The sequence below is a fragment of the Yeguia hominis genome (assembly GCF_014384705.1).
GTDB lineage: Bacteria > Bacillota > Clostridia > Oscillospirales > Acutalibacteraceae > Yeguia > Yeguia hominis.
In genome coordinates this window covers 82,337-99,355 of record NZ_JACRSN010000008.1, presented here as the reverse complement: position 1 = coordinate 99,355, position 17,019 = coordinate 82,337, and the positions used below count along the sequence as shown (strand labels likewise).

At 50.9% G+C, this 17,019-nt stretch carries 14 protein-coding genes and 2 pseudogenes; 11 read left to right on the top strand and 5 right to left on the bottom strand.

Features of this window, described 5'->3' with window-relative positions; translation table 11 throughout:
- The first annotated feature begins 178 nt into the window (after positions 1-178).
- The gene (gene murA / locus IAG03_RS06890) at positions 179-1,462 is read left to right on the top strand and encodes a UDP-N-acetylglucosamine 1-carboxyvinyltransferase (protein ID WP_249319365.1); all 1,284 of its coding nucleotides are present in this window, start codon (positions 179-181) and stop codon (positions 1,460-1,462) included.
- Between the two features lie 303 nt (positions 1,463-1,765).
- Here murA and IAG03_RS06885 read toward each other — a convergent pair.
- Together IAG03_RS06885 and IAG03_RS06880 are read right to left on the bottom strand one after the other, a co-directional pair.
- Positions 1,766-2,627 (bottom strand): annotated as a pseudogene (locus IAG03_RS06885) (class I SAM-dependent methyltransferase).
- A gap of 179 nt (positions 2,628-2,806) precedes the next feature.
- Complete coding sequence (locus tag IAG03_RS06880) at positions 2,807-3,391, bottom strand: TetR/AcrR family transcriptional regulator (RefSeq protein WP_249319364.1); 585 nt, start codon at positions 3,389-3,391, stop codon at positions 2,807-2,809.
- 294 nt (positions 3,392-3,685) lie between these two features.
- Between IAG03_RS06880 and IAG03_RS06875 the strand changes: the two genes are divergently transcribed.
- The 8 genes and pseudogenes from IAG03_RS06875 (at position 3,686) to tnpA (ending at position 11,222) form a co-directional block, all read left to right on the top strand.
- Positions 3,686-4,480, top strand: coding sequence for an MBL fold metallo-hydrolase (locus IAG03_RS06875; RefSeq protein WP_249319363.1), 795 nt, complete (start codon positions 3,686-3,688; stop codon positions 4,478-4,480).
- 14 nt (positions 4,481-4,494) lie between these two features.
- Positions 4,495-4,974 carry a 23S rRNA (pseudouridine(1915)-N(3))-methyltransferase RlmH gene (gene rlmH / locus IAG03_RS06870; protein WP_249319362.1) on the top strand — a complete coding sequence of 160 codons (480 nt, stop codon included), beginning with the start codon at positions 4,495-4,497 and terminating at the stop codon, positions 4,972-4,974.
- Positions 4,975-5,642: 668 nt separating this feature from the next.
- Positions 5,643-5,885 (top strand): NAD(P)H-dependent oxidoreductase subunit E, encoded by a 243-nt coding sequence (locus tag IAG03_RS06865; protein ID WP_249319361.1) that lies wholly within the window; start codon positions 5,643-5,645, stop codon positions 5,883-5,885.
- 93 nt (positions 5,886-5,978) lie between these two features.
- Positions 5,979-7,658 (top strand): [Fe-Fe] hydrogenase large subunit C-terminal domain-containing protein, encoded by a 1,680-nt coding sequence (locus IAG03_RS06860; RefSeq protein ID WP_249319360.1) that lies wholly within the window; start codon positions 5,979-5,981, stop codon positions 7,656-7,658.
- On the top strand, positions 7,651-8,823 hold the full coding sequence (locus IAG03_RS06855) for a SpoIIE family protein phosphatase (protein WP_249319359.1): 1,173 nt from the start codon (positions 7,651-7,653) through the stop codon (positions 8,821-8,823). The genes IAG03_RS06860 and IAG03_RS06855 overlap by 8 nt, the downstream gene beginning before the upstream one ends.
- A gap of 18 nt (positions 8,824-8,841) precedes the next feature.
- Positions 8,842-10,263, top strand: coding sequence for a monomeric [FeFe] hydrogenase (locus IAG03_RS06850; protein ID WP_249319357.1), 1,422 nt, complete (start codon positions 8,842-8,844; stop codon positions 10,261-10,263).
- A gap of 115 nt (positions 10,264-10,378) precedes the next feature.
- Entirely contained in the window at positions 10,379-10,666 is a 288-nt protein-coding gene (locus tag IAG03_RS06845) for a hypothetical protein (protein WP_249319355.1), read from the top strand.
- 80 nt (positions 10,667-10,746) lie between these two features.
- Positions 10,747-11,222: pseudogene (tnpA, locus tag IAG03_RS06840) on the top strand (IS200/IS605 family transposase).
- A gap of 191 nt (positions 11,223-11,413) precedes the next feature.
- Here the strand turns inward: tnpA and IAG03_RS06835 are convergent.
- From IAG03_RS06835 to IAG03_RS06825, 3 genes are all read right to left on the bottom strand, one after another.
- On the bottom strand, positions 11,414-12,343 hold the full coding sequence (locus IAG03_RS06835; protein WP_249319353.1) for a phosphoglycerate dehydrogenase: 930 nt from the start codon (positions 12,341-12,343) through the stop codon (positions 11,414-11,416).
- 470 nt (positions 12,344-12,813) lie between these two features.
- Positions 12,814-13,800 (bottom strand): phosphotriesterase family protein, encoded by a 987-nt coding sequence (locus IAG03_RS06830; RefSeq protein ID WP_249319351.1) that lies wholly within the window; start codon positions 13,798-13,800, stop codon positions 12,814-12,816.
- A gap of 26 nt (positions 13,801-13,826) precedes the next feature.
- Complete coding sequence (locus tag IAG03_RS06825) at positions 13,827-14,849, bottom strand: Gfo/Idh/MocA family oxidoreductase (RefSeq protein WP_249319350.1); 1,023 nt, start codon at positions 14,847-14,849, stop codon at positions 13,827-13,829.
- A gap of 166 nt (positions 14,850-15,015) precedes the next feature.
- Here IAG03_RS06825 and IAG03_RS06820 point away from each other — a divergent pair, with 166 nt between their 5' ends.
- Both IAG03_RS06820 and trxB read left to right on the top strand, forming a co-directional pair.
- Positions 15,016-15,807, top strand: coding sequence for a DeoR/GlpR family DNA-binding transcription regulator (locus IAG03_RS06820; protein WP_249319348.1), 792 nt, complete (start codon positions 15,016-15,018; stop codon positions 15,805-15,807).
- A 52-nt stretch (positions 15,808-15,859) separates the two neighbouring features.
- Entirely contained in the window at positions 15,860-16,777 is a 918-nt protein-coding gene (gene trxB, locus IAG03_RS06815) for a thioredoxin-disulfide reductase (RefSeq protein ID WP_249319431.1), read from the top strand.
- Positions 16,778-17,019 lie beyond the last annotated feature (242 nt).

The following is a 17,019-nucleotide window of genomic DNA, read 5'->3' as shown; positions in this document are numbered from 1 at the left end:
TTATCATTTATAAGTGCACGTTTATGCTGCTCAAGATGAATTTTGTATTTTATGACGTTCCGTGATTTGCCCGCATGTCCGCATAGAACGGTGTCCGGCGGAGCAGAATGAAGACGGAGTGATAGATTTCGGGAACGAAAAAAGGGCAGGAAACCAAGTAGGATTGGAGCGTAACGCATTGGAGAAGTTAGAGATCACCGGAGGAAAACGCCTGACCGGCGAAGTGACCATCAGCGGCGCCAAAAATGCTGCCGTCGCCATTATTCCGGCGGCAATCCTTGCAGACGGCGTTTGTCGGATTGAAAATGTACCGGAAATTACGGATGTTACCGCAATGGTAGATATTTTAAAGGAAATGGGTGCTGTGGTTCGATATGTAAACCGTTCTACGGTGGAAATTGACCCGCGTCCGATTCGCACCTGTACGGCGCCTTATGAACAGGCGCGGAATATCCGGGGTTCTTATTATCTGCTCGGTGCACTGCTCGGGCGGTGCCGGCATGCGGTTGTGGCGATGCCTGGCGGATGCGACCTCGGTGTTCGCCCGATTGATCAGCATCTCAAAGGTTTTGATGCGCTCGGTGCGACCAATACACTCGAGGACGGAATGGTTGATGTCCGTGCAGATCGCCTGATCGGTGCAGAGGTTTACCTTGACGTTGTGACAGTTGGCGCAACCATGAATATCATGCTCGCAGCTGTAAAGGCGGAAGGCTTGACAGTGATTGAAAACGCTGCCAAAGAACCGCATATTGTAGATCTTGCCAACTTTTTGAATTCTATGGGTGCAGATGTACGCGGCGCTGGAACGGATATCATTAAGATCCGCGGGGTGCAGCATCTAAATGGTGCGAGCTACTCGATTATTCCGGACCAGATTGAAGCCGGAACTTATATGGTTGCAGCCGCTGCAACCGGCGGAGATGTCCTGGTTCGGAATGTAATTCCGAAACACTTGGAATCCATTACTGCCAAACTCGAAGAGATGGGCGTGACGGTAGAGGAAGGTGACGATTGCGTCCGGATTCGGCGCGATGGTCCGCTGACGCGCTGCAATGTCAAGACGATGCCGCATCCGGGTTTCCCGACCGATATGCAGCCGCAGATTGCCGTGCTGCTTTCGATCGCGGAGGGGACAAGCCGCATCAACGAAAGTGTCTGGGACAGCCGGTACCGTTATGTCGACGAATTAAAGCGTATGGGAGCCAACATTGCGGTGGATGGCCGGATTGCCATCATTGAAGGTGTCGATCATCTGACGGCGGCTCCGGTCCGCGCGACGGATTTGCGCGCGGGTGCAGCGATGGTGATTGCAGCGTTGTGTGCGCGCGGAACCTCGCAGATTGAGGATTTGTATCATATTGACCGCGGATATGAGCGTCTGGAAGAAAAATTGCGTGCATTGGGTGCCGATATCCGTCGCATTCAGGTGACGGAGCCAAGCGCGGCACGCGTTGGATAAACGATACTTGAATACATTCAGATGTGTATGGGGAACGGCATTGCCGTTCCCTTCTTATATTCATAAAAGTTGCGACATAAAATGGCGAACGGCAGAAACGAATTTTGCCGATGCAGAAAATAGAAAAGATCACAATCCCCAGATACAGAATGAGAAAGGTTCTGCATCTGGGAATTGTGTTTCGGATCTGTCGGCGCCTGCACGGTCCGCCATGGATTCTTCCGACTTGTCATTGCGCGTAGCATGACGGCACAATCAGCTGTACAAGTCTAGAAAATGCGGAAAAGGCCATTTGAATCCAGGTCAAAACGAAGATGTCGCATGTTTTGAATCCTTTTTGAAATCCAATCGGACAATCTGCATGTTCATCCTGCGATCGCCGATTTTGGCTAAAAGCCGGTAGAGCCCAGGTACCGACGGATCATGTAAATCCTGATACCCGAGCATATACCCGCGGCTTGAAACTTAAATCTCCGGGCTCCATGCGGAAAGTTCGCGTTTGGCATCTGAAACGGCAAAATAAGCGCTGACATCCCGGATCTTTGCGTTTTTGATCCAGGTTTTCAGCATCAGCCTGACCGCCTTTTGATTTGCAGCATCAAAAACGAGTACACCGCCGGCAAACGCATGCGCCATAGCCTGCACAAGCGATTGGACCTGTTCTTTCAAAAAATAATAGAACACACCGGCCGCAAAGAGCACGATACCGCCGGGGCTGTCGATTTTGTCAAACCACGCGGGATCATTCAGGTCACAGGGGATGTTCTCTTCTCGCTCTCCGGCGGGAAGTAGCTGGTTGCGCGCCGCGATAACATCCGGAAAATCGAGATTGTAGATCTTGCGAACCATTATCACAGTGCCGTCCGGTATGATCCAGCCCACAGCCGAGGTTGACAACAGCTGCCTGCGGATGTGCTTTCAAATAATCCTGTACCTCATAGGCGAGGTCATTCTGCCGCATAGCAGCTTCCAAAAATCCAAATTGCTGCAGTTTGCTTTTCGATTTTTCTTCCAGTGCGGAAAAATCATAATCGATCTGTTCCATAAGCCGGATGGCTGTCTCGTCCCGATATAGGATCGGAAAGCGTTCCGAACACATTTTCCGCGCGTAAAGCGGAATGACCAGTGTTTCCTGTACGGTATCTTTTTCAATGTGATATTTCATAGCGGCCTCCAGTCTGCTTTTTAGAAATGGCAGTGTGTATACTGCCGTATTTTTGCGCAGAAAACAGTTGTGCTGCCGGGCGCTTTTGTTGCGAAAGCCGTTTCTCAGGAAGAAGGCTTTTCATGAAGTTAACTCAGGCTAACTTCTGCGCTTTTGAAAAGCCGCCTTGCGGCAGCGTTTCAGGTTTGCGGAAACAATTCTTTCATTGCGCCGCGGATCAGAAGTCCCAATACTTCAGGGTAACAGACGCCAATTTCCTGCTGATGGGAAACGGTCAAAATCAGTCCGCGAATGGTCGCTGTTGCGAGTGCCATTCCGCCGGAAGGAGAAAGTCCGCTTTCTGAGAGCAGCTCACGGATATGCGTTTCGTCGTCATGGTAGTGCTCCTGTTTGACCGCTTCCGGTAACCGACGCAAAAGAAACTCTGCGTCATTTTCGATAAAGGTCATGGCGCCGGTGTCGGAGAGCTGTTTGCATGCGGCAATTAACGCCTTTTCAGCACGTGCATGAGGCGGGATGTCCGCGTTTTGCGCAAGCGCCTGTTTTGCGATTTCATAAATCTCCGTATGAATGTTTTCCAAAACGGAGAAAAACAGCAGTTCCTTCGAGTCGAAAAACTTATAGAAAGAGCCTTTGGAAATACCGGCTGCTTCGGTTAGCTGCTCCACGGAGGTTTTCCGAACGCCGATCGTCGCGCCGCATTTTCGCGCTTCCCGGAGCAGTGCCGTGCGAATTTGTTTGCTTTCATAATCGGAAAAAGCCAAATGATGCCTCCTAAATTTATGACTTGAATTGTCTATTTGGCCATAGTATAACGTGAAATCCTAAAAAATGCAAGTGTGTATTTGATGTCGAAAAAACAGCTCGACATCAAAATAAATGCAGCCGGCATGGCGGGCAATCGCCTTCGATCCCAAATGAGGGATGCAGCTTTCCAAATAAATCGGGCCAGTATGTACGGAAGCGCAATTGGTATGCGGTGCCGTTCCGGTTGCTTTACAAGCGCAGCGATTTGCGGTATTATAAAGAGCAGAAACGGTCGAGGAGGAAACAGCAAAATGGCAAGGCTTTATCCGCTGTTCAGCGGAAGCAGCGGGAACAGCTATTATATCGGATCGGCAGAGTCCGGCGTGCTGATTGATGCCGGGCGCAGCGCAAAACAGATTGAAATGCGGCTTTCCGGTGCGGGAATCGCCCCCTCTGCAATTCGGGCAGTCTTTGTAACGCATGAACATTCCGACCATGTGTCGGGGTTGCGGGTGTTTGCTTCCCGCCATAAAATTCCGGTCTATGCGTCCCGCGGCACGATGGAGGCATTGTGCGATATGGAAATCCTAAACGGGAAGTATCCCTGTGATGTGATCCCGACGTCAGGTATGGAGTGTGCAGGAATGCAAATCCGGCCGTTTGCAATTCCGCACGACTGCGCAGAAGGGTTTGGATACCGGATTGTAACGGCAGATGGACGCACAGTGGTGTTTTCGACGGATCTTGGCTATCTTCCGCCAACCGTTCAGGAGGGAATTTCCGGATGCGATGCGATTGTGCTGGAATCTAACCACGACGTGGGAATACTCCGGCATGGAAATTATCCGTATGTGTTAAAGCAGCGAATCTTGTCAAAACTGGGGCACCTCTCGAATGACGCCTGTGCGCAGGAGCTTCCCCGGCTCGTGCAAAGCGGTGCGACGCGCTTTTTGCTGGCACATTTAAGTGCGGAAAACAATACACCGGAGACTGCGTTCCAGACAGCATTATCGGCGCTCAACAATGCCGGAATGCGGCAGAATGTGGATTATCAGCTTGCAGTTGCGCCGCGGGATAATCTTACAGGCGCGATGTGGATTTTTTAAAGGAGCAGAAAACCATGCTGACAGTTCGGATTCTTTGTGTCGGAAAGCTGAAAGAACGGTATTGGAGCGAAGCCTGTGCAGAATATGCGAAGCGATTAAAGGCTTTTTGCAAGTTTTCTATTGAGGAAATTCCAGAGAGCCGGTTGCCGGAGCAGCCATCTTTGGCGGAAATTGACCGCGCGCTGGATGGAGAAGCGCATCAGCTTCTAAAACGCGCAGGCAACAGCGTCATCGTTGCGCTGTGTATTGAAGGAAAGCTTTACTCTTCCGAGATGCTGGCAAGCTCGATGCAAACCTTTGCTATAAATGGTAATTCAGAAATTTGTTTTGTAATCGGCAGTTCTTACGGACTTTCGCCTCAGGTGAAAAAGGCGGCGCGTCTGCAGTTATCCATGTCGCCGATGACGTTTCCGCATCAGCTTGCGCGCGTGATGCTCTGCGAACAGGTCTACCGTGCGTTCCAAATTTCCGAAAATGGAAAATACCATAAATGAGCAGAAGACGAAAAAGCCGCACAGTGTACCGCAGTATATTGTGCGGCTTTTTACGGTTTGCTCTCGCTTTTTGGAGGGGGGATGTGTTATAATAACCTTAAGCGCGCCATGCTTGCGCATGCCGGACGGCGTTGCCGTCTTCGCAAAGCTTTTGCTTTGCCCCTTAAGAACATTTTAGCTTCGCTATAATAACCTTGCGCAGTTCCGCTGCGCGAACCTTGGTCGGCAAAGCCGCCCCGCAATGCTGGCGCATCGCCAGCGCAAGAACATTTTAGCTTCGCTATAATAACCTTGCGCAGTTCCGCTGCGCGAACCTTGGTCGGCAAAGCCGCCCCGCAATGCTGGCGCATCGCCAGCGCAAGAACATTTTAGCTTCGCTATAATAACCTTGCGCAGTTCCGCTGCGCGAACCTTGGTCGGCAAAGCCGCCCCGCAATGCTGGCGCATCGCCAGCGCAAGAACATTTTAGCTTCGCTATAATAACCTTGCGCAGTTCCGCTGCGCGAACCCGGTCGGAAAAGCCGCCCCGCAATGCTGGCGCAAAAACCTTTTTTCCACAAAAAGAACGCAAAATCTGTTTTGTCAAAACAGTGCAAAATGAAATTCGAGTGGTGGTAAAGATTGCAGTATGCAACAAATATAATGAAATACTTAAAGGAGAAATGTAAATGAAAGTTACAATTTGTATTGGAAGCTCCTGCCATTTAAAAGGCTCCAGACGGGTGATTGAACGCCTGCAGGAATTGGTTGAGCAAAACGGCCTGCAAACCAAGGTGGAGATGGGCGGCCGGTTTTGCATGGGGAACTGTGTCCATGGCGTTTCTGTAACGGTGGACGATGTGCTGTATTCCGTCAGTCCGGATACGGTAGATGATTTTTTTAAAGACGAAATTTTGTCGAAAGTTTCCTGAATTTTAAAAACGTGCGTTTAAACGTGTTCGGTGCAAAAAGCGGCGCACGCACAGCTGAAAAATCTGACGGAGAATCCTGGGAGGTTATACACGATGACGGAGTATCTCAAGCTGAAAAAATCGAATTGCAAAAACTGCTATAAATGTATCCGGCACTGTCCGGTGAAGTCCATTCGATTTTCCGGAAACCAGGCGCACATTGTCGGAGACGAGTGCATTCTGTGCGGACAATGCTTTGTCGTATGTCCGCAGAACGCCAAAGAAATCCGGAACGATGTCGAAAAGGCGAAAGTTCTGATGACAGAGAATGACCAGGTCGTTGTCAGTGTGGCGCCGGCATTTGCCGCAAATTATACCGGTGCTTCCATTCAAACGATGGAGAAGGCGCTGCAGAAGCTGGGCTTTACAGCAGCGGAAGAAACAGCAGTTGGCGCGACCATTGTCAAACGGGAATATGAAGCAATGGTGCGGGAAGGAAAGGAAGATGTCATCATTTCTTCCTGCTGTCCGACGGTCAATATGATGATTCAGAAGTATTATCCAGAAGCGCTCGGATGTCTTGCACGGGTGATGTCTCCGATGCAGGCCCATGCGGTCAGCCTGCGCAAACGGTATCCGGGTGCGAAAATTGTTTTTGTCGGGCCGTGTATTTCCAAAAAGGCAGAAGCGGATCAGTATGACAAGGTCATCGATTGCGTGCTGACCTTTGAAGAGCTGACAGAATGGTTCCGTCAGGAAGGCATCGAGCCGGAACAGGATACGGAACAGAATCCGGAGAGCCGGGCACGCCTGTTTCCGACGGCAGGCGGAATTCTGCGGACGATGGATCGCGAGGATACCGACAATTATACCTATCTGACGGTGGACGGGATCGAAAACTGCATGAGCGCGGTGAAGGACATCATCGCGGGAAAGCTTTCGCACTGCTTTGTGGAGATGTCCTCCTGCAGCGGAAGCTGCATCGGCGGACCGGCAATGGGAAAAGACCATCGGCTGCCGGTGACGGATTATGTGACAATCGATCATTACGCCGGCAAAAAAGATTTCCAGGTCGAGCAGCCGCCTCTTGCGGAGATTAAGCTGGATCGCGGATATATGGGTATGAACCATCGGATGCCCGGTACGCTGGAAATGAAAGAAATTCTGCGGAAAATGGGCAAAACAAAGCCGGAAGACGAGCTCAACTGCGGCACCTGCGGGTACAATACCTGTCGGGAAAAGGCGGTTGCAATCTACCAGGGCAAAGCGGATCTTTCCATGTGTTTGCCGTTTCTGAAAGAAAAAGCGGAATCTTTCTCGGATAACATCATCAACAACACGCCGAATGGAATTATCGTTTTGAACGAGGCGCTCGAGGTGCAGCAGATCAACGCCGCTGCCCGCCGGATTATGAATATCCGCAGCGAATCGGATGTGCTCGGCGAACAGGTCGTGCGGATCCTCGATCCCAAAATTTTCTTCGATGTGATGGAGAGCGGAAGAAGCGTGCAGGATAAGCGCGTCTATCTTGCGGAATATCAGAAATATATCGAGGAATCCGTGATTTACGATAAGAGCTACCGGATCATTATGTGCGTCATGCGCGATGTGACGGCGGAAGAATCGGAACGGGAAAAGAAAGAAGAAATCAGCCGCAAAACCATTGAAATCACCGATAAGGTGGTAGAAAAGCAGATGCGTGTCGTACAGGAAATCGCGTCTCTGCTCGGCGAGACGACCGCAGAGACGAAAATCGCTTTGACGAAACTGAAGGAGTCGCTGGGTGATGAATAATCTTTGTACAGATATCGGATATCACAGCCTGAATAAATACGGCGAACAGCTCTGCGGCGATCATATTGATGTTGTGGAGCAGGGGGAAGATTCGATTGTTGTGGTGCTTGCTGACGGGCTCGGTAGCGGGGTAAAGGCGAGTATCCTTTCCACACTGACGTCAAAGATTATTTCGACGATGATGGCGGAATCGATGAGCATCGAGGACTGCGTCTCTACGATTGCTTCGACGCTTCCGGTCTGTAAGGTGCGGGAAGTTGCCTACTCCACCTTTACCATTTTGCGGATTGTAAACAACGAAGAGGCGGAGATGATTCAGTATGACAATCCGCAGGTGATTTTGCTGCGTGACGGCAAAAACGTCGAGTATCCGAAAACCGTCCAGGAAATCGGCGGCAAGACCATTTACCAGTCCAAAATCCGTCTGCAGGAAAATGATGTGTTCATTTTGATGAGTGACGGTGCGATTCATGCCGGCGTGGAGCAGACGCTCAATTATGGCTGGGAACGCAAGAATATCGTGGATTTTATGGAGACTATGTATGACCCGGAATTTACGGCCAAGACGTTGTCGACCATCCTGCTGGACGAATGCAACCGGCTTTACGGCGAACGTCCCGGTGATGATACAACGGTCTGTACCGTGAAGATCCGGAACCGCGTCCCGATGAATCTGATGATCGGACCGCCGTCCAACCCGGACGACGTCAACCGAATGATGGCGCTGTTTTTCTCAAAGGGCGGAAAACATATCGTCTGCGGCGGTACAACGTCGACGCTGGCGGGAAAATATCTGCATAAGGAAGTGGTTCCGCAGCTGGATTATGTCGATCCGGAAATTCCGCCGATTGCGAAAATTGACGGCGTGGATCTCGTCACAGAGGGCGTGATTACCATCAGCCGGGTTCTCAAATATGCGCAGAGCTATCTGGATAACAATGCCTGTTACACAGAATGGAGCTATAAGCATGACGGCGCTTCGCTCATTTCCCGGCTCCTTTTCGAAGAGGCGACGGACATTAACTTTTTTGTCGGACGCGCGATCAACCCGGCGCACCAGAATCCGAATTTGCCGATTGGCTTCAGCATTAAAATGCGGCTGGTCGATGAGCTTTCGGAAGCGCTGAAAAAAATGGGCAAGCGCATCAAGGTCAGTTATTTCTAAAAAGCGAGGGCAAGGTTTGTGAGAAAATTTGATACCAAGGTACAGGATTTAAAGTATAGAGTACTGCGGGAGGTCGCGCGGGCGGCGTTTGATGGGAACCTTCTTGAGAAGATTTCCGATATTCCGAAGCTGATTTCCCCGGGACCGAAGTCGACGATGCGCTGCTGCATTTATAAGGAACGCGCAATCGTTTCAGAGCGCATCAAGCTGGCAATGGGCGGAGATCGAGAAAATCCCAATGTGATCGAAGTGATCGAAATTGCCTGCGACGAGTGCCCGATGGGCGGCTATGAAGTCTCGGAAGCGTGCCGGGGCTGCATCGCGCATCGGTGCAACGACGTCTGTAAACGCGGCGCCATCACCTATGATGAGCATTTGAAAGCGCACATTGACAAGACGAAATGTGTCGGATGCGGACGCTGTGCAAAGGTGTGTCCGTATAGTGCAATTATTAATCGGAAACGCCCCTGTGAAAATGCCTGCAAGGTCAAGGCGATTCGGGCAAACGAGGCGCAGGCGGCATCGATCGATAACCAAAAATGCATCGCATGCGGCGCGTGTGTGTACCAGTGCCCGTTTGGGGCAATTACGGATAAATCTTGGATTCTCGATGTCGTCGACCTGATTCAGAAGAGCGATGGAAACCGGGCGTATCCGCTGTATGCAATTGTTGCACCGTCGATTTCAAGCCAATTCAGCTATGCAAAGCTGGGGCAGGTAATTACCGGCCTTCGGGAACTGGGCTTTTTCCATACAGTGGAAGCTGCGCTGGGCGCCGACATGGTTGCAAACGCGGAATGCCAGGAACTTTATGAGAAGGGATTCCTTTTCAATTCCTGCTGCCCCGGGTTTGTCAGCTATGTTGAGAAACAATTTCCGCAGCTCAAAGAGCATATTTCTCACAATTTATCCCCAATGGCAGCCATTTCGAAATACATCAAGGAAACGCATCCCGGCGCACGGATTGTCTTTATCGGGCCGTGTACAGCAAAAAAGATGGAGATGAAACGGCCGGAGGTTGCGCCATATGTCGACAGTGTCCTGACGTTTGAAGAATTGCAGGCGCTTTTTGACAGCCGGGATATCGACATCACGACGCTTCCGGAAACAGCGCTCGACAACGCCTCTTATTACGGAAGAATTTTCTGCAGAAGCGGTGGGCTTTCAGAGGCTGTACGGGAAGGACTTAAAGAAAACGGTCTGTCAGATTTCGATTACCGTCCGCTTGCCTGCGACGGAATTGAGGCTTGCCGGACGGCGCTTCTCAAGGCGGGCAGAAACCTGCTGGTGGAAAATTTTGTGGAAGGAATGGCCTGTTCCGGCGGATGTATCGGCGGAGCGGGATGTCTGACGCATACGGAAAAGGACAAAAATGCCGTTGACGCATACGGAAGAGAGGCGCTGGAGAAAACCATCCAGGATGCTATCCGGGTTCTTTGACCGGGACAGTTGCCAGTGAATTTTGCAGAATAAAAGCCAAAAATGTCCGGGAAAGCCGGAGATTTGAGATGTCTTGTAAGGTGTTTTGCCGGCTGGAATCTTAAGAATGTTACGGATGCGCTTTTCGATTGCATCCAATGCGCTTTGCCCACAAACCGGCTCTCCGCTTTTTTCATCGAGTGCGTCTGCATTTGCCAAATCGCAGATTGGCAGTCTGTTTCGCGCGGCGATTGGAGCGAAAGCGTCTTTACGGGACATGTCTATCAGCGTATTCGGTGGCGTTCAAAATCAAAAAAGAACCGGGCTGCATCTTTCAAATGATGCAGCCCGGTTTGTTTTGGTTGTACCAAAGGCAACCCCCGGCTATGCCGGGGGTAAAAAAATAGCTTATAGCGAGGAGTAGAGTAGACAAGAAAAAAGCTCCCTGTTAGATAAGAAGTGGTTTGCCGACCACACAACAATCAAAACAGGGAGGACTTTCACGTGAAAGAAAAAGACATAAACAGATTAAATCATACGACATGGAGATGTCAATACCACGTAGTATTCGCGCCGAAATATCGGAGAATGGCGATATACGGAGAAATCAAGGTAGATATTGGGAAGATATGGAGACAACTATGCCAGCAAAAAGGAATCGAAATCATCGAAGCGGAGCTGTGCAGAGACCACGTACATATGCTCATCAGGATTCCGCCGAAGTACAGCGTATCGCAAATCATGGGATATCTCAAAGGAAAGAGCAGTCTGATGATATTCGACAGGCACGCAAACCTCAAGACAAGTATGGGAACCGACATTTCTGGGCGCGGGGATATTATGTGGATACGGTAGGAAGAAATAAAAAGCAAATACAGGAGTACATAAAGAACCAGCTAACCGAGGATCAGATAGCGGATCAGGTCGAACTGAAAGAGTTCGTAGACCCGTTTACGGGTAGCGTGAGCAAGAAGGCATAAAACAAAGCCCCTTTAGGGGCTGCCGGAGGAAGGAATGCGGTCGGCAAACCCCTTCGGCGCCCCTTCAGGGGCTGCGTCTGTACCAAGCCCTTCTAGGGCTTATGCAAGCCGCCGGCTTAGCCGGCGGCTTTGACTTTCGAAAATACAGGAAGACAACCGGTTCCGGCTGTCCGGTAAGCGCCCGGAAGAAGTTATGCTTTTCCGAGGCTCTTGAGCAGATTTTGAGCGGCCATTCTGCCCATGGCTTCCACAGCACCAGTGGTAGAAGCTGCGCAGTGAGATCCCATGATCAGGTTGTCGAGTGTGTAAAGTTCCTCATTCGCAGGCGGTTCCGAAGAGAATGCATCGACGCCGGCACCGTAAATTTTTCCCTCTTTCAAGGCGCGCACCAGCGCATCCTCGTCGACAACGCCGCCGCGCGCGGTGTTGACAAAAACAGCGGTGGGCTTCATCATGCAGAACTGCTCGTAGCCGATCATGTTCTTTGTTTCCGGCGTCAGCGGCAGATGCAGCGTGATGAAATCGCAGGATTGATAGATTTCTTCCGGCGTTGCATAGATGATGTCGTTCGCTTTGGCGTATTCCTCGTTCCAGAATACATCGTAAGCCAGAACCTTCATGCCGAACCCCTGTGCACGCTTGGCAACGCCTTTGCCGATGGCGCCGAGTCCGAGAATGCCCATGGTTTTGCCGTAAACATCGGTTGTGGTGATCTTTTTCCATTCCTTTTGTTTGCATTTTGCATTGATTTCTGTTACGCGGCGTGCGCAAGCCATCATCAGTGCAAACGCGTAGTCCGCGACGGCGTTGGAGTTTGCGCCGGCAGTGATGGAGACCGGGATGCCGAGTTCTTTTGCTTTTTCCAGATCAATATTGTCGGTGCCGACGCCATATTTGGAGATAGCCTTGAGGTTTTTGGCGCAGTCCAAAACCGCCGCATTGAGCGGGTCAACGCCGATTACAATTCCGACGACGTCGGCGATATATTTCTTCATTTCTTCTTCGTCCAAAATCTTTCCAACCGGATTGAGAATGACTTTATAACCCGCTTTTTCCAACATTTCGATGGGCTCACGGCTGGCTTTTCCGAAGGATCTGGGAGTTGCAAGAATTTTTTCCATAACTATTCATTCCTTTTTAAAATGATTCGGGTAAAGAAGCGGGATGCTGTAAATTTGATCCCGGATGTCTTCTTTTATTGTACACCGGGCGCTGGAATTTTGCAAGCAAAAATCATGATGTCATGACATTATGATACAAATATCAATCGAAACCGAAAGCTGTTTGCCAGTCAGAACAAAAATCAAATTTTTCAAAATGCCGGCTTGGCTTTCGTGTTTTAGAATTTGAACCATCTTCCGTTTGCAAATTGCCATAAAGAACTGCGGATGACAGGAAGAAACCCGGCAATGCCTGACTGCCTGACGAGAAGCAGTGGTTTCGATCAGAGGTTGCCAGGCGCGGCGGAGATCCTGGTTTCGGCCGCTTCGGCCGATCAGCCCTAAGAGGCGGTTTTTGGGGGATTTATAAAACAAAAGATGCGGCGTGCGGAAGAAGTCAATCCTCCACACGCCGCAAGGAAAGGGGATTATTAGTGAAAACAAAGTGCACGCTGCGGGTTTTTAAGCGTGAAGCGCGCAAATAAATCGTCGCCAACGCCGTGCGCAGCCAATGTATTGCGGAACGTATCCAGAATATAGGTCAAACCCAGCGCGCCGCCGTACGATCGGAGACGCTTGTTCGTGGTATCGAGACCGATGAGAATCTGGTCCGCAAATCCATGTTCGCAAAGCATTGCGATCAGCCAGGCCTCATCTTCGTCGCTGTGGTATTTAAAGCGGCCGATGGTATCAAACTGCAGGAAGACACCGCTCTCTGCAACGCGCAAATACCGATTGGGATCCGTGCGGTCGACGACGCGATCGAGATGGCTCATGATGATCTGGTTTGCCGGAACGCCGTTTTCTGTCAGGACACGGAACTGGCTGTCTGCGCCGTCGCCCATTTCAAGGTGCGTGATCACCGGAGCGCCGGTTTTGACAGCGGCCATTGCTGCCGCAGTAAAGAGTTTACGGTAAATCGGAAGAACATCTTCGCCTGAAGTGATGTCGCGTCCGTCGGAAGCGGTTTTGATGATGCCCGCTTTGGCAGCGCCGCGCTCTGTGAAAGGCGCCTCGCCGTTGACGTGATCGACAAACATCCCCAGCGTCAGTTCCCCGGCAAAGAGCTCGGCGAGCTCTTCTGCGGAAGAGTGGTAGACCACATGATCCTCCGGATAAAAGAGCAGCTTGTGAAAACCGGTAGAAGCGATGATTTTGACGCCGGAAGCTTCGGAAATCCGGCGCAGCCCGTCCGCCATCCGGCCGCAGCCGACCGGTTGGGCATCGACGAGCGCGCGTCCGCCTGCTGCATAGTAGGAAAGCAGCTCATCCGCGCTTTTTTTCTCGTCGTCCATACAGAGCGACGGATCGATCGTATAGGATTTTCCCTTTGCGAGCAGAAGATGCTCATGGCACTGGCAATAGCCAAGCTCCAGAGGGGAAATATCGCCGGTTACAGTTCTGATAAAGTCAGCCATATCGGGTTCCTGCCTTTGCTGGTGAATTAGTCGAGGTATACGATGCGTTTTTCAATAATGGAGGTATTGCCGGCCTCTACAATTTTAACTGCATTCATGCCGTCGCGGCCGGTAACCTTCGGCTGTTTGCCTTCGAGTACGCAGATTGCAAAGTCGAGATCTTCGCCGAGATAAGCGTCCTCAAAAAGATGCGTCCAGCTCTTCATGAATTTTTGTTCTTTGATGCCGCTGCGGTCAACACAGAGCATGGTGTTTTCATCGGTATTTCCAAGATAGATGCAGCCGTCTGTGCCGAGAATTTCCGCACGGGCATCATATCCGTATCCGACGCCCTGTGCGCCGTCGATGGAAGCCTGCACACCGTTCTTGAAGCGGCCGTTGAGCACGACGTTATCATAGAAATCCGGGAATTCTTTTCTTGCATCGTGGCAGCGGTAATTTCCGGCGATTGCATAGACATGCTCAAATTCGCTGCCGGAGAACCAGTGTACGGTATCGATATCGTGGCTGTTGACTTCTGCAAGCGGTCCGTTGCTCTTTTTAATGTCATACATCCAGGGACGCGGGGTGCTCGGACCGCGGGTCAGCGATTTTACGAGGACAACTTCGCCGATCTTTCCGGCGTCAATGGCTTCTTTGGCAGCCATAAAGCTCTTATCAAACCGGCGCATGAAGCCGATCTGCAGAACGACATGATTCTTCTCCGCCGCGTCGATCATCATCTGGCACTCGGCGGCGTTCATGGCCATCGGCTTTTCACAGAGGATATGCTTGCCGGCATTTGCAGCAGCAACTGCAATTTCGCAGTGATATTTGGTCGGGGAGACGATGATCACGGCGTCAATGTTTTCATCCTGCAGGGCGTCCTTGTAGTCAAAATAGAACCGGTCGATTTCAAGCTCTTTGCAGGCGGCCTTGACTGCGTCTTCGATCGGATCGCAGACGGCGGTGATTTTAAATCCCGGAACCTTGTTTTTAAAGTTGCGTGCGTGAATCATTCCGGCGCGTCCAGCGCCGATCAGGCAAACTTCTTTCAAATTTTTTCCCATTTTTGCACACCTCTATTATCATATGTTGTTGTTTGTTTTCATTTTAACAAATGCATTGGGCTTTGTCAATGAAAAATGAAATCATTTGAACGATTGATTATTGTTGCATTTTGTTTTCTGAAAGGGTATACTGAAAGTACTAACAAAGAATGCGTAGGGTTGTGTCATGAAAGCGAATTCGGAACATCCGTTGTTTGCGGAGGAACGCAGAGAACAAATTTTGCGGTTGCTCCACGAAAACATGAAAATTATGGTGCCGGAACTATGTGAACTGTTCGGTGTTTCTCCAGCGACGATCCGCGGAGATCTGCGCGACCTGGAAGCGGAAGGCAAACTCCGGCGGACGCACGGCGGCGCCATTCCCGTCAGTAAAATCGGGTTTGAGCCGGACTCCAATATGAAGGAAATCGAACATATTGAAGAAAAACAGCGAATCGCCGCCTGCGCTTGTTCGATGATTGAGGACGGCGACACCATTGCGCTGGATACCGGAACGACCACGATGGAGCTGGCAAAACTGCTTCCTGAAAAGAAGAATCTGACCATCGTGACCAATGACATCCAGATTGCGGCGTTTTTGGAAACAAACGCCGCATCGAATGTAATTTTGATCGGCGGTATGCTGCGGCGCGGATTCCACTGTACGACCGGATCGATGGCAGTCAAAGAGCTTTCCGCGCTGAATGTGGATAAGGCCTTTTTGGCGTCGAATGCATTTACCGTGAAAAATGGATTTACAACGCCGACGTTTGAACAGGCGGAAGTCAAGCGCGTCATGCTCTCTATTTCTTCACTCAATATTGTCCTGCTGGACAGCAGCAAGCTGGGCAGAATTACCTTCCTGAAATTTGCAGATGTCAGCGATGTGGATCGAATCGTGACAGATAACGGCGTTTCCCGGAAAATGCTTGCCGCGATCCGGGAGGCAAACGAGTCGGCGACCGTATATACGGTATAATGACATCTGAAACCGGAATACTTTCTGATAAGAAGATAAGAAAAGAGGTAAGATAGTGGAGACGCTTTATGATGTTGCGATCATCGGCGGCGGCCCCGGCGGTTATGCCGCCGCGCTTTACTGTGCACGCGCCGGACTTTCGGCTGTCGTGCTCGAAAAGCTTTCTCCGGGCGGCCAGATGGGTACGACGGATCGGATTGAAAACTACCCGGGATTTCCGGATGGAATCTCTGGCTTTGAATTGGGCGTGCGGATGCAGCAAAGTGCAGAGCGATTCGGCGCAGAAACGCGGCTGACAGAGGTGCGCGCAGCGGAACTTGCAGCCAAAGAAAAGGTGCTGCATACTGCGGAAGGCGACGTCCGCGCGCGGACGGTTATTCTGGCAACCGGTGCTTCTCCGCGGGAATTGGGGCTTCCGGAGGAACAAAGTCTGCGCGGACGAGGCGTTTCATATTGCGCGACCTGCGACGGAATGTTTTACCGCGGCAAAGAGGTGGTTATTGTTGGCGGCGGCGATACCGCAGCAGCAGATGCCGTTTTTCTTTCGAAGTTATGCCGCACGGTGACGCTTGTCCACCGAAGAGACGCGCTTCGGGCGTCCAAGGCGTATCTGGATCCGCTTTCCCGGTGCGAGAATCTACGATATGTATGGAATGCGCAGGTTGTCTCGATTTTGCACGAAAACACAGTGACCGGCGTCACGCTTCGGGATCGAAAGACAGGCAGAACACAAGAACTCGCCTGTGACGGCGTGTTTGTTGCAATTGGGCAAACACCCAACACTACGCTCTTTCGCGGCCAGGTTGCGATGGACGAGGCGGGCTATCTTCTGACGGATGAAACCATGCGGACAGATTTACCCGGCGTCTATGCAGTCGGAGATGTGCGGCAAAAGACGCTCCGGCAGATTGTGACGGCCGTGGCCGACGGCGCGATTGCGTCAAAATCCGTGGAAGCCGATTTGTCTTAAAATACGCAGTCCGTAAATTCGGCGGAATAAAAAAACAGATCTGTTTGTTTACTCCAGACTCATTGTAGCGCATTTGGGTTCGTTTTACAAGGTTTGCGGCTGGAATGCCGGACAGAAAAAGCAGAAGCGGATAGTTTTCTTGACAGCGGGCTGCCTTTTCGATATAATAAAGAAAATTTTGAAATGGGAAGGGCATTTGCCAGAATGGATACGGACAGTAGCGGCAGAGATCATGATTGCGG